Genomic DNA, 13,147 nt, shown 5'->3' with positions numbered 1-13,147 from the left:
CACTCATTCTACTAATCTACTAAGTTCTCCCTCGTTCGGGCGACGTCATCCATGCACGTCCGGCCCACGTGCAGACGAGCAGAGGAGTGCCCACGGAATGGGAACCCACCGCCGCCCGAAGCCGCCCAGTCGCACCCGGATCGCCACCCTCGGCATAGCCGCCAGTGCCGTAAGCCTCCTGCCGACGCAGAGCCAGGCGGCCCCGAAGCCGACGGTGGACGAGGTGCGCAAGCAGGTGGAGAAGCTCTACGAGGAGGCTGAGGCCCCCACCGAGGAGTACAACGCCATCCGCGAGGAGGTGAAGAAGCTCCAGCGCGAGGCCGACCGCGGGCAGGACCGCATCGCCCGCAAGCAGGAAGAGGTCAACGAACTGCGCGCGAAGATAGGCCCATTGGCCACTGCGCAGTACCGCAGCGGCGGGATCGACCCCAGCGTGCAGCTCTTCCTGTCCGGCGATCCGGACGACTACCTCGACAAGGCCCAGATGATGGGCCGTACCAGCGACCGGCAGGCCGACGCTCTGCGGGCCATGCAGAGCAAACAACGCGAGCTCGCGCAGGACCGCGCGGCCGTCACGAAACGGCTGAAGTCCCTGGAGGAGACGCGCACCAAGGCCGCCGAGACAAAAGACGAGGTCCAGGGCAAACTCGCCGAGGCCCGCAAGCTCCTGAACAGTCTGACCGTCCAGCAGCGCGCCAAGATGGAAGCCGACCAGGAGCGCGACGACGCCGCCACGGGTGTCAGCGACACGGCCGCCTCCTACAACGGCCCCGCCAGCGGCCGCGCCAAAGCCGCACTTGACTTCGCCTATGCACAGCTGGGCAAGCCCTACGAATGGGGCTCGACCGGCCCCAACTCCTTCGACTGCTCTGGGCTGACGGGTGCGTCTTGGCGCGCGGCGGGCGTCTCGCTTCCGCGCACTGTCCAGCAGCAGTACGACGCAGGCCGCAAGGTGGCCAAGTCGGCCCTGCAGCCCGGCGACATCATCTACTGGTACAACAGCACCCAGCACAACGGGATGTACGTCGGCAACGGCAAGGCCATCCACGCCCCGCGCACTGGCAAGAACGTCGAGATCGTCCCTCTCGACAGCATGCCGTTCTTCGCCGCCAGCCGACCCTGACCTACGCGGCCGGCCGGCCCTGGGCATCAACACCCCCACCGCCCGAGGAACTTCCGTGACTGCACGCCCGGCCGCTGTGCCCTCTCCTCGCCGATGCGAGCGTCACGCTCGCATCCCTGGTCCTCGCCGCTTGTGGAGGCGGTTCGTCAGACACGGACACGGGGACAGACACATCGGACTCCTCGGAGATGCTCTCGCATGTGCACGGCCTGGGTGTCGATCCGGCCGACGGACGTGCGTACGTCGCCACTCACAACGGTCTCTACAGGGTGGCCAAAGGGCAGAAGCCGAAACTCGTCGGCGACCGCAAGGACGACTTCATGGGCTTCACGGTGACCGGCAAGAACACGTTCATCGCCAGCGGTCACGGCACGCCCGGCAGCGACCGCCCCGGCAATCTCGGCGCGATCGAGACCAAGGACGCGGGCCGAACGTGGACGTCGCGGTCGCTGTCGGGAGAGGTCGACTTCCATTCGCTGAACTCGGTCAAAGACACGGTCTACGGATACGAGAGCGGACAGGTCAAGGTCAGCGGCGACCTCAAGAGCTGGGACGACAGGGCAACACTGGACGCCCTGGCCCTCACGGCGGACCCGACCGGAAACGACACTCTGTTGGCCACGACGGCCGAAGGGGTTGTCTCAAGGACCGACGGCGGGCGCACCTTCGACAAGGGGGCCGGACCAGTCCACGCCTTCCTGTCCTGGCCCGTCGAGAAGGCCCTGTTCGGCATCGAGCCGGCCGGAAAGCTGAGCCGCAGCTAGGACCGCGGCAGGACGTGGAAACAGCTGTCGGCCGTACCGGGCGGGCAGCCCCAGGCGCTGACCGCCGCGGACGCCGACCACGTCCTCACCGCGACTCAGCCTGCGAAGTACGCTGCCGAATTCGTGCGGCCCCGCCCATTCGCTTGTCGAGTGGCACGGCGTCGAAGGTCGGAAGGTCGGGGCGAAGTCGCCGGGATGAGGGCGGCTCGACTGGACGCGTTCCCGGGGACTCCTGGTCATGGCGATCAGTGGCTGCCCATACCGCCGCCGAGCGCTTGCATGAGCACGAATGCGACGAGCAGGGGCGACACCCACGGCGATTCCGAGCGTCTTCGCCCAGGGCGACATGGCGGGATGCGTCGCGACTCCGGAACCGGGTCATCCATGCGGCAACGGACGCGTTAGGATCACGACGTGGTTACGCCTTGGTCTCCCTCTGGTGCGCCGCGGACTCGCCCTTGGGCCGGTCTGCTGCATCTGTTTGGGCTGGCCACCATGCTGTTCGGCCTTGTATACGCCCATAGTGTGAGCACGGAGAGCGTCGCGAGCCACGTTGCCCCCGCCGCGGCGACGGCCACCCATAGCGGCAGCGGTCAGGCCGAGGCCGCCACCGAGGATGCGGAGCCGGTGTTCCTGCAGACACCATCCGGCTCCCACGGCGACGGCCATGAGGCCTCCCACCCCGCGCAGGAATGCGTCCCCGGTCAGCCGCAGCACGGCGTCTCACTCGACGCACCCGGCACCTCACCGCTGGACATGGCGTTCTCGGCCGCCGAAGCGACACTCGGTCAGGCCGCCCCGATCGGATCGAGATCTGCCGGGTCCGGGCTCGCGGAGTCCAGAACATCAGCTGTGATGCAGGTCTAGATTTCGGCGCGCTCCTTCACTGGCCAATACCGTTCTGAGCAACATGGACTACTTAACGTCCACTGTGTGCTGATTTGGCTGCATCTAGGCGCCCGACCTCCCGTGCGGCCTCTCGCAGGCCGCGAACGGGCCGCACGAGGGCGCTCACTCACCGCTCGCCGACGCCTCGCCACTCCCCTCTGCCCGGCAATGCCGGGGAGACGGCTGCCGCACGGAGGACCTGTGCCGATCCATCCCCTCGTACGTCTCGCCCGACCGGGCTCGCCGTCACCCCGGCGGTTACTGGCCTGGGTGCTGGGCGCGCTCCTGTTGACGGGCGTCCTCCACTGCCCTACTTCGTCTCATGACGCGGGCCACGGTCACTTGCCGCCGCTGGTCCTGGCCAGTGGCGCGTCACCCGAGGCCGAGTCACCCGACCGGGACGCGCCCGCGCATTCGCATTCCGGCACTCTCTGCACGGCCCTCGGCCTGGCCCCCCAAGCCCACAGCGGAACGAACCCACCGGCGCGTACGGCGGCACTCCTGCCTCTCGCCGGAGTCGCTGCGGCCGCAGCTACGGAACGCCTGTTGCCGACTCCGCACGGGCCTGACAGACAGATAGCCACACCCGGCCGCTCCACGCTCACGATCGTCTGTCGGTGGCGCATCTAGACCTCTCGGCCGCAGCCGTACGAACCGGCTGCCGCGCGCTGCCCACCAGGGCCGGGACACCCCCTGCCCTGATCGGGCCGCATGCGAGATGAGCGAACACCTGACGCACATCTTCGAACGAGAGCGGACCATGAATTCCCCCACAACTGATCTGACCTCTCCTGCCCGCTCAGCCCTGTCCGGGCTGGTCGGCAATACCCCTCTGCTGCACGTCTCCGAACCCCTCGCCTCGGCAGGACGTGGATTCTGGGCGAAGCTCGAGGGCTTCAACCCCGGCGGCATCAAGGACCGTCCGGGCCTGCACATGGTGGAGCGTGCACGCGCCCGCGGCGATCTGCGCCCCGGAGCCAGGATCATCGAGTCGACCAGCGGCACGCTCGGCCTGGGCCTCGCCTTGGCCGGCATGGTCTACGGCCATCCGGTCACCCTGGTGACCGATCCGGGTCTGGAGATGTCCATGACCCGGCTGCTCACCGCGTACGGAGCCCAGGTCAACCTCGTCTCCGAGCCACACCCGACCGGCGGCTGGCAGCAGGCCCGCCGCGACCGGGTCGCGCAGCTGATGGAGCAGCATCCCGGCTCGTGGTGCCCGGACCAGTACAACAACCCCGACAACACAACCGCGTACACTCCGCTCGCACTCGAACTGGCCACGGAACTCGGCCATATCGACGTGCTGGTGTGCAGCGTGGGCACCGGCGGACACTCCGCCGGAGTCTCCCGGGTCCTCCAACAGCTCTATCCCGACCTGAAGCTGGTCGGCGTCGACACCATCGGCTCGACGATCTTCGGGCAGCCCGCCCGGACCCGGCTGATGCGGGGACTCGGCTCCAGCATCTACCCGCGCAACGTCGCCTACGACAACTTCGGCGAGGTGCACTGGGTCGCCCCGGCAGAAGCGGTGTGGACCTGCCGTCAACTCGCCGCGTCCCACTACGCAACCGGCGGCTGGAGCGTCGGCGCGGTGGCGATGGTCTCCGGCTGGCTGGCACGCACCTTGCCCGCGGACACCCGGATCGCGGCGATCTTCCCCGACGGCCCGCAGCGCTATCTCGGCACGGTCTACGACGACGACTACTGCGCCGCCCACGGCCTGCTCGACGCCCCGCCCGCACTCGAACCGGAGGTGATCGGCAGCCTGGACGAGAAGGAGGTCACCCGCTGGACCAGGTGCACCACAGTGGTGGATCCACTCGCCCTGAACGGCCGAGCGCAGGACACCGACGTGGTGGACCTTGGTCCCGTCTCGGCGGCCGACTCCGAGGAGACGGCCTGATGAAGAGCACCCTCGCGCAGGTTCGTACCTACGAGCGCAGCGTTCAGCTGCTGATGGTGAATCAGTTCAGCATCAACCTCGGCTTCTACATGCTGATGCCGTACCTGGCCGCGCATCTGGCAGGCCCGCTGGGCCTGGCCGGCTGGCTGGTCGGGCTGATCCTCGGCGTACGCAACTTCAGCCAGCAGGGCATGTTCCTGGTGGGCGGCACGCTGGCCGACCGGCTCGGCTACAAGCCAATGATCATCGCCGGGCTCCTGCTGCGGATCGTCGGCTTCGCGACCCTCGGGCTGGTGGACTCTGTACCCGCCCTGCTCGCCGCTTCGGCGGCGACCGGACTGGCGGGGGCGCTGTTCAACCCGGCCGTACGGGCCTACTTGGCCGCGGACGCGGGTGAGCGACGGGTCGAGGCGTTCGCGCTGTTCAACGTCTTCTACCAGGCCGGGATACTGCTCGGCCCGCTGGTTGGCATGCTGCTGACCGGTGTGAGCTTCCGCGTCACGTGCCTTGTCGCGTCTGGGATCTTCGCTTTGCTGAGCATCGTCCAGATCCGGGCTCTGCCCGCCCGCCGGGGCGACGACGCGAAGCGCGAGCAGGACCAGGAGGGCGTGCTGTCCCAGTGGCGCGGCATCCTCGCCAACCGGCCGTTCCTGCTGTTCTCGCTGGCCATGATCGGCTCGTATGTCATGTCCTTCCAGGTCTATCTCGCGCTGCCGCTGGAGGTACGGCGGCTGGGCGGAGACGGGACCTTCGGCACAGCCGCGGTGGCGCTGCTCTTCGCGGTCTCCGGACTGAGCACGATCCTCGGGCAGACCAAGGTGACCGCATGGTGCAAGGCCCGCATGGAACCGGGCCGCGCGCTGGTGTGGGGTCTGCTGGTCATGGGAGTGGCGTTCGTGCCACTGCTGGCAGCGACCGCAATTCCCGTACCGGACGGCGGAGGGGGGCTGTGGCTGCTGGCGGCCGTGCCTCCGGCGTTCTCCGCGCTGCTGCTCGCTCTGGGCACGATGATCGCGTACCCCTTCGAGATGGACACCATCGTCCGCCTCTCCGGTGATCGCCTCGTGGCCACCCACTACGGGCTCTACAACACCATCTGCGGTATCGGCATCACCCTCGGGAACCTGCTCACCGGTGTCGCGCTCGACGCTGCCCGGGACGCCGGGATGTCCGCGTTGCCGTGGATGGCGCTGCTCATGCTCGGCCTCAGCTGCGCGGCCGCCCTGTACGGGCTGCACCGCACGGGTCGGCTCGCACCGCCGGTACGCGACACGCAATCCGGGCTCGCGACGGCCTGACACAACCGACTCGCAACGGCAACACGCAGCAGAGGGGCGGGCGGTGTCACGGAGCACCGCCCGCCCCGCCACCCTGCCGCTCCCCTCTCGAGGAGCTGAACGCCGCGCCGCCTGAGGGTGGTTCTGGCAGTGACGTATACCCCTACCTCGTGAAGGGGTCGTCGCGATCGACGAAGCGAGAGGTAGCAGAGAACGAAGGCGCACCCCGGGAGCGCACACCCTCTAACCCGATTCACAGGAGGCGGACCGGCACGCGAAGCCATCGATCGGACAAGCGACACGAGGGAGGGTCGCCTGTCCGATCAACGGTGAAATGCCATCGTGGGCTACGAATATGCTTCGTAGTAATACACGCCTCTTGAGCTTGCGGGCCACAACGCACAGCCGCGTTGACCCCGCGCGAGCCCTGTGAACCACGAGCCCCCAACCAGCGGGAACAGAACAAGGTCGACCTTAGTCTACTAAGTTACTTAGCTGTATTTGGGATGGACGACGACTGTGCAAGACAGCCGACGGTGGCACAAGGAGCACGCAGAGCAACGGCCTCGGCGCAGGCGGCTGGGTTTCGCCGCACTCGCCTTGGCCGGAATCGTGACTCTGGCCGCCTGCAGTCGTCCGACGGTGGGACCTCGAAGGAATCGCCGGCCCCGGATTCGAAGCCGGGTGCAGAAGTGGACGGGGATTCCGGCAAGAACGGGTCGGCTGCAGTCACGGTTTCTCCCGCCACGGAGACCAAGGACGTCATACCCGGCGAGCCGCTCACAGTAAAGGCGAGCGACGGGAGGCTGGCATCGGTCACGGTCACCGCCGGTGACGGCAAGGCACTCGACGGCGCGCTGTCCTCCGACGGCACCTCCTGGATCTCGTCCCATGCCACCGGGTACGGCACCACCTACACCCTCAAGGCCCAACTCGCCGCCTCCGACGGCGAGAAGAAGACCCGCACCAGCAGCTTCACAACGCTGAGCAAGGACGAGATCTTCGTCGGCACCTACAACGTCGACAAGGGCGCCACCGTCGGCGTCGCCCTTCCGGTATCGATCGTCTTCAACAAGGAGATCCACGACAAGGCGAGGGTAGAGCGCAAGCTGAAGGTGACCTCCGCCCCGGCCGTCGAGGGCGTGTGGAGCTGGATGAAGGACCGGGACGGCAAGGACCGGGTCGACTTCCGGCCCAAGGAGTACTGGAAGCCCGGCACCAAGGTGAAGCTGCGGTTGGACCTGGTCGGTGTAAAGAACGGCGAGCTGATCGGCACCCAGAAGCGCGAGGTCGACTTCACCATCGGCAAGTCGGTCGTCAGCACGGTGGACGTGGTCAAGAAGACGATGACCGTGGCCGAGAACGGCAAGGTCATCAAGACGCTCCCGGTCTCCACGGGTAAGAAGACCTTCGAGACCTGGAACGGCACCATGGTGGTACTCAGCAAGGTTCCGACGATCCGGATGAACTCCGCCACGGTCGGCATCTTCGGCCCCGAGGCGTACGACCTCGGCGCCGTCAAGTGGGACGTCCAGCTCACCCCCTCGGGCACCTACGCCCACGCCGCCCCGTGGAACGACGGCAAGTTCGGCAAGGCCAACGCCAGCCACGGCTGCATCGGCCTGAGCACCACCAACGCCAAGTGGTTCTACGACCAGGTGAACTACGGCGATCCCGTCATCGTCGTCAAGTCCACTGACACCATGAACGTGAACAACGGCTACGGCGCCTGGAACGTCGGCTGGGAGACATGGAAGAAGGGCAGCGCACTCGCCTGACGTCCGCGCACCCGAAGAGAGCTCTGTCCGCCGACCAAGTGTCGACAGGCAGAGCTTCGTCATGTGAAACACCCGCGGCCTGAACGGTCCGCAGCGACCCGACTCACTAAGGGGGTAAGTAGACATAGGGATCAGTGAAGGGACCCACCGTGATCCACCACCGTGTTGTCCTGGCCGCAGACGCAGACGTCGCCGCCGCACTCTCACTGACAGCGTGCGGCAGCTCCGAAGACAGCGCCTCCGACACGAACCACGATGCCGCAGAGGCTTCTGCCTCCGCGTCTTCCGCCCCGACCGGCAGCGGTGATGCGGACAGCATGGGCATGGCCACCACCTCGACGCTGATGACCAAGGAGGTGGAGGGCATGGGCACCTTCCTCACCGACGACAAAGGGATGACCCTCTACCGCTACGAGATGGACCAGGCGTCCCCGTCCGAGTCCATGTGCGCCGGTGACTGCACGAAGACCTGGATGCCGGTCATGGCGGAGGATTCCGTCCAGGCGATGGACGCAAAGAAGAACCTCGTCGGTTCAGTGGACCGCTCGGACGGCATGAAGCAGCTCACTCTCGTCGGCCGACCGCTGTACCGCTACATGGGCGATGCGAAGGCCGGGGAGATGAACGGCCAGGCCAACGACAGCAAGTGGTACGCGACTACGCCCGCCGGAGAGAAGGCCGCGATGTCATCTGACGGGTGCGGTTCGTCCGAAGGCATGCCGGTCCACTCCCCGCACAGCCTCCGGTACCGGCACTCGTCGGTGCGACTATCCGAAGGCATTCGGTCGTACGAGGCTGTGGTGGAGGCGGCGAGGACGCCACCCGGCTTGTCTGACCTGGTTGGGAATCACCGCACGTCCGCTCCTGGGCCACCTATCAGTACGCACTCGTGGAGATCTTCCGGAATTACGGCGGACGACGCTGCGTCCGATGGCTACCCAGCTCTGGTTGCGCAAGGCTTGCGCCAGCCGCATTCACGGAGTCGATTCGTGAGAAATGCCGCCGACCGCGACGCACTGGGGCTGGTGGAGCAAGGCCGCGATGTGGTGTCGGCGGTCGCGGAGGCGTCCCTCCGGTGCAGATACGGGCATCGCCCGCGCGGACGGTCAGGCAACCATCATCAGCATCATCGACGACATGGCTCCTCCCATGCCAATGTGTGCGGCCAAGGCCGCGTCCGGCGCAGCACCGAGCCGGCGACGCCGTCCGTGGCCGCTGTTGCCGGCGCCGCGCCCACGGGCGGTGCGGGCTTTGTCCCACACGGAGATGGTCAGGGAAGCGACGAAGACGACCACGGTGTCCGGCATCGCGAGCGCCCAGTGAACCCAGGCCCTGCGACGGCCTGCTTCCCGGCCTGCCGCGGATGCTATCCGATCGGTGCCGCGGACCCGCGCCCACACAGACGCACCGATCGACAGAAGGAAGTACACCGCGAGCGCCCCGACAACGAACCGCCATACAGAGGTGGAAGCAGGAGCATCTGGCGTGTCGCTGCCGGCAGCGGCGGCGGCCATGCCCGGCATCTCCATTCCCGCCATGCCCTCCATACCGCCTATGTGTTCCATGTCTGCCGTCGTGTTCTCCATGCCGGCCATGTGCTCCATACCCGGCATGTCCGCCATGGAGGTTCCCAGGGCGAGTACCGGCCCCGAGGAGGTGCTCGTCATGGCCAGCGTCATGATCACCATGCCGACGCTGCCGACGATGAGGTGTACCCAGTGGCGGCCGTAGCCCCAGCCGGATTCCTTCGTGTGACGTACCGCCATCACCACACCGCCCAGACCAAGAAGGGCGAACACCGCTGCCCACCACATGCCGTACCCGGCGTACCAGGCCGCGGTCGCGGGCAACGCCATAGCCGCCATACACACGCCCATCAGTAGATCGCCGCCCGCAGCGAACCTCACTCCGCCCCTGGTGGTAAGCACCCGAACCATACTGACTGCGGCTACCAGGCCGGCGATCAGCGCAACCGACCAGCTCAGAGACAGACTTCCCATCATCACCCTTCCGCATCGGCCGGCTGACGAGCGGGCTCGGCCGAACACCGACTCGCGGCACGGCAGCCTTCGAGTCCTCCGACGGTCAACTACTGATGTCCTTAGTACGTAGCCGACTTGGTGACCGTTCACGGGACCGATGGATTTCGGGTGCTCGATGTTCCGCATGCAGGCCCGCACGGCCACAGTGGGAGTGACCGTCTGCGGCCGGTCGGATACGCCGCCTGCGGTGCAGACACGCGGACGGGACTCCGGGGCGGCGTATCAGGGCGCTTCAGATCACGTCCCGATTCACTACCGCGCGCAGGGCAGGCGGGCGGGCAGCACGCAGCGGGCCACCATCGAGATGGACGGCGCGGATACCGGCGGATCTATCCGATGCTCGGAGTGCAGCCGACGAGCAAGGGGATCAGTGGCACGGTCACGGCTGCGGCCGCCATCGAGACGGACAGCAACGGATGCGGGCGCCGCGGCGGAGCGAGCACGCGCTGGAGCCGTGCCAGGGCGGCGGGGCCACCGATGGAGAAGGCGCCCCGAGGCGCCTTCGCGGCGGCCATCTCGTATAGGGCCGTGGCGAGAACCTCGCGTGGCTGGCAGCGCAGGGCACGGTCATCGGCGCTCATCTCCAGGAGCACCGCGGTCTGCTCCCGCGCGTGCCGCCCCAGCGGCAGCCACCAGAACACCCACGCGAACGCCTCCACGGTGGCCATGGCCAAGTGGTGGCGGCCCGCGATGTGAGCCCGCTCGTGTTCCAGTACGGCGTCGAGCTGGTCGTCGGAGAGCAGACGCAGGGCACCTCGGCTGACGACTACGCGGGGGTTCAGGCCGGGCAGGCAGTAGGCGGCGGGCAGGTCGTGTTCCAGGACGGTGGCGCGCAGTGAGGTCGAGCGGCGGCCGACGACGTCCAGAATGTACAGGTGGCGCGAGCGTGCCCGACGCGCGCGTACCACTTGGTAGGCGAAGGACCCAAGCAGGAGCGCCATCAGCAAGACGGGCAGGGCGATCGCCAGAGCATCCACTGTGTCCGGATTGGGTGTGCTGCCGGTGCCGAGAGCCAGTCCACAGGTGTGGAGGATGCCGACCACACCTGCGTGGAGGTGCTCCGTCGGCACGGCGAAGTGGTAGGCAGCCAGCGCAACCGCCAGGGTGAAGGACACGGTCAGCGCATGCCACGTCGCGACGGCAAGGGCAGGTGAACGGTGCGTCCACGTGCTGCGGAGAAGGAGACGCGGAGCTGCGACACCAACGGCGGCCGCGTAGCCGATGAGTGCGGGGGCTGCGGTCATGCGGCGCCGCCCCTCCCCGCGGTCCGCAAAGGACCGTGTCCGACAGCCGCGGGACAGTCCTCGCGGTTGCGGACCGGCTCGTGCAGCCAGGCTCGGCTCTGCATCTGTTCGCGCACCAGCACGCCTTTACTGTTGGGTGATTTCGCCGACGGCCATGGCCGTGGCACACGTGACCAGTCTGGTCCTGTCGAACTCGTCGCCGCTCCCCCGCGCTGCCACCGGATACCTCCGTCTGCGCAGGCTGTTCAAAAGCTCCGCTTCAACGTACCCGAGCCGCCGCCTGAGGTTTCTCCAGTCCGGCAGCAGAGGCAGTTCATCGTAGAACCGTTGCAGGCCCGAAACCCGCCGATCGGTGCCAGGCCTGCGATCGGGCACTCAGGAGATTGCCTGGAATCGGCGCAGTCTCAGCGAGTCCCCGACGACGAACACGGACGAGAAGGCCATGGCGGCGACGTTGTAGCCGAAGGCCCAGAAGAGGTTGCCCTGATGGTGGCCAGGGTGCAGCGGGAGATCCGAATGGCGTCAGCCGCGACCCGCAGATCGCCGCGCGCGAGCGTCAGGTTGCCAGCCTCGATGGCCGCGTCGGTGCCGGTGTCCATGGCCAGACCGAGGTCGACCTGGGCGAGGGCTGCGGCGTCGTTGACCCCGCCGCCCACCATCACGGCCAACCGGCCCTTCTCCTGGAGCTTCTTGACGACGTCGGCCATGTCCTCCGGCATGACCTCGGCTATCACTTGGCCGATGCCGACCTCGGCGGCCACCGCCTGCGCTACGGCCTCGTTGCCGCCGGTCAGGAGTACCGGGGTCAGACCGAGGTAGCGCAGTCGGCGGATCGCCTCGGCGCTGGTCGGCTTGACCACGTCGGCGACCTCCAGGACGGCTCGGGCCTCGCCATCCCAGGCCACGGCGATCGCCGTACGGCCCTTGGACTCGGCCGCGACCAGGCCGGAGGGCAACGCCATCGCCCAGTCGCCGAGCAACTTCTCGCGGCCGACGAGGACGGCGCGGCCATCGACAACGCCCTGGACGCCGAGGCCGGGGATGTTGGCGAAGTCTTTCGGGACGGGCCGGGTGCCCACGCGCTCGGCGGCGCCGGTGGCGACGGCCTGGGCGATGGGGTGTTCGGATGCGTCCTCCAGCGCTCCGGCGAGCCACAGCACCTCGTTCTTCTCCTGGCCGTCGGCGACGTGGACGTCGAGGAGCGTCATCTTACCGGTGGTAACAGTTCCGGTCTTGTCCAGCACGACCGTGACCTCACCGAAGAAGGCGACCTTGGCTTTCTCGGTGGCGTAGTTGACCGTGGCCTCAACGCCGTCCATGCGGTTGAGCTTCTTCTCGATGCGGGCCGCGCACGAGGAGCAGGTCATCCCGCCGATGGCCAGTTCGACCTCGGTTGCGCCACCCGTCGCGGTCGTCATGACAGCCCCCCTTGGCTCGGGTCATGCGGCGTTTATCAGATCCGCCATGAGGGCCGCCGGTTGGCGGCCCCTCGCGCCCGGTGTGCGGGGTCAGTGCGCGTGAGTCGCGGCGCCGCCGGCCACCTCGTAGCCGGCCTCGTCGACCGTCTCGCGGACGAGGGCATCGTCGAGCTCGGCGTCGGACACCACAGTGACCAGGCCGGTCTTGACGTCGACCTTCACACCAGTCACGCCGTCGAGCGCGGATATGGCCGAGCTGACGGACTGCTCGCAGTGGTCGCAGGTCATCCCGGTGACCGAGTACACGGTCGTGATCCCTCCAGCCTGCTCGCCCGCGGTCTGGTCGGTGGAGCAGTGGCCGTCAGAGCTGCAGCACGACATGGGTTCCCCCTCGGAGCCGATTGGTAGCCAGATACCCGGAGGGGGTATCACGGGGTCCTGTATACCCCCTACCCGTATCGATGGCAACTGGCCTGGGGCGCATCGCGGCTGCCTCACGGCCCAAGGCGCACCACACCGGGAAGGGACACTCAGGGACACGGCCTTCCCACGCGTCCCCCTGCGCGCCTTCATGCGCCGGCAGGGCGACTGGCTGGTGGGACCGAAGCGTGGAGACTGCCGACGCACCTCCACATACCGATGCCGTCGGCCCAAACCATCGGCGGCCGCGCACGTCCAGCCGCCTATCGCCGAGTACGTGTGCGAAC

General features: G+C 67.7%; 9 protein-coding genes and 3 pseudogenes. 7 read left to right on the top strand and 5 right to left on the bottom strand.

From position 1 onward, the window contains the following. The first annotated feature begins 97 nt into the window (after positions 1-97). The 7 genes and pseudogenes from ACH4YP_RS42170 to ACH4YP_RS42140 all read left to right on the top strand — a co-directional run. Complete coding sequence (locus ACH4YP_RS42170) at positions 98-1,123, top strand: NlpC/P60 family protein (RefSeq protein WP_361070137.1); 1,026 nt, start codon at positions 98-100, stop codon at positions 1,121-1,123. A gap of 188 nt (positions 1,124-1,311) precedes the next feature. Continuing rightward, on the top strand, positions 1,312-1,887 hold the full coding sequence (locus tag ACH4YP_RS42165; RefSeq protein ID WP_361070134.1) for a F510_1955 family glycosylhydrolase: 576 nt from the start codon (positions 1,312-1,314) through the stop codon (positions 1,885-1,887). A gap of 525 nt (positions 1,888-2,412) precedes the next feature. Further along, positions 2,413-2,754, top strand: coding sequence for a hypothetical protein (locus tag ACH4YP_RS42160; RefSeq protein ID WP_361070132.1), 342 nt, complete (start codon positions 2,413-2,415; stop codon positions 2,752-2,754). Between the two features lie 781 nt (positions 2,755-3,535). After that, complete coding sequence (locus tag ACH4YP_RS42155; protein ID WP_361070129.1) at positions 3,536-4,681, top strand: PLP-dependent cysteine synthase family protein; 1,146 nt, start codon at positions 3,536-3,538, stop codon at positions 4,679-4,681. Continuing rightward, positions 4,681-5,979: an MFS transporter gene (locus tag ACH4YP_RS42150; protein ID WP_361070126.1), complete on the top strand. Its 1,299-nt coding sequence runs from the start codon at positions 4,681-4,683 to the stop codon at positions 5,977-5,979. Before ACH4YP_RS42155 ends, ACH4YP_RS42150 begins: the two co-directional genes overlap by 1 nt. Before the next feature lie 671 nt (positions 5,980-6,650). Next, entirely contained in the window at positions 6,651-7,736 is a 1,086-nt protein-coding gene (locus ACH4YP_RS42145; protein WP_361072016.1) for an Ig-like domain-containing protein, read from the top strand. Between the two features lie 317 nt (positions 7,737-8,053). Further along, positions 8,054-8,335, top strand: a pseudogene (locus ACH4YP_RS42140) (hypothetical protein); the annotation flags it as partial. 507 nt (positions 8,336-8,842) lie between these two features. Here the strand turns inward: ACH4YP_RS42140 and ACH4YP_RS42135 are convergent. From ACH4YP_RS42135 to ACH4YP_RS42115, 5 genes and pseudogenes are all read right to left on the bottom strand, one after another. Further along, positions 8,843-9,739: a DUF5134 domain-containing protein gene (locus ACH4YP_RS42135; protein ID WP_398496469.1), complete on the bottom strand. Its 897-nt coding sequence runs from the start codon at positions 9,737-9,739 to the stop codon at positions 8,843-8,845. A gap of 368 nt (positions 9,740-10,107) precedes the next feature. Beyond that, a complete protein-coding gene (locus tag ACH4YP_RS42130; RefSeq protein ID WP_361072010.1) occupies positions 10,108-11,022 on the bottom strand; it encodes a M56 family metallopeptidase in 915 nt (304 codons plus the stop codon). 375 nt (positions 11,023-11,397) lie between these two features. Then, positions 11,398-12,272: pseudogene (locus tag ACH4YP_RS42125) on the bottom strand (HAD-IC family P-type ATPase); the annotation flags it as partial. A 24-nt stretch (positions 12,273-12,296) separates the two neighbouring features. Beyond that, positions 12,297-12,440, bottom strand: a pseudogene (locus ACH4YP_RS42120) (cation transporter); the annotation flags it as partial. A 90-nt stretch (positions 12,441-12,530) separates the two neighbouring features. Further along, positions 12,531-12,821, bottom strand: coding sequence for a cation transporter (locus ACH4YP_RS42115; RefSeq protein ID WP_361072007.1), 291 nt, complete (start codon positions 12,819-12,821; stop codon positions 12,531-12,533). Between the last annotated feature and the right edge of the window lie 326 nt (positions 12,822-13,147).

This window comes from Streptomyces sp. NPDC020747, from assembly GCF_044334695.1.
Taxonomy (GTDB): Bacteria; Actinomycetota; Actinomycetes; order Streptomycetales; family Streptomycetaceae; genus Streptomyces.
This window is presented reverse-complemented; position numbering and strand designations above follow the sequence as displayed.

Coding starts and splice junctions, on each gene's coding strand:
- ACH4YP_RS42170 (WP_361070137.1), top strand. CDS start 98: ATGGGAACCCACCGCCGCCCGAAGCCGCCCAGTCGCACCCGGATCGCC.
- ACH4YP_RS42165 (WP_361070134.1), top strand. CDS start 1,312: ATGCTCTCGCATGTGCACGGCCTGGGTGTCGATCCGGCCGACGGACGT.
- ACH4YP_RS42155 (WP_361070129.1), top strand. CDS start 3,536: ATGAATTCCCCCACAACTGATCTGACCTCTCCTGCCCGCTCAGCCCTG.
- ACH4YP_RS42150 (WP_361070126.1), top strand. CDS start 4,681: ATGAAGAGCACCCTCGCGCAGGTTCGTACCTACGAGCGCAGCGTTCAG.
- ACH4YP_RS42135 (WP_398496469.1), bottom strand. CDS start 9,739: ATGATGGGAAGTCTGTCTCTGAGCTGGTCGGTTGCGCTGATCGCCGGC.
- ACH4YP_RS42130 (WP_361072010.1), bottom strand. CDS start 11,022: ATGACCGCAGCCCCCGCACTCATCGGCTACGCGGCCGCCGTTGGTGTC.
- ACH4YP_RS42115 (WP_361072007.1), bottom strand. CDS start 12,821: ATGTCGTGCTGCAGCTCTGACGGCCACTGCTCCACCGACCAGACCGCG.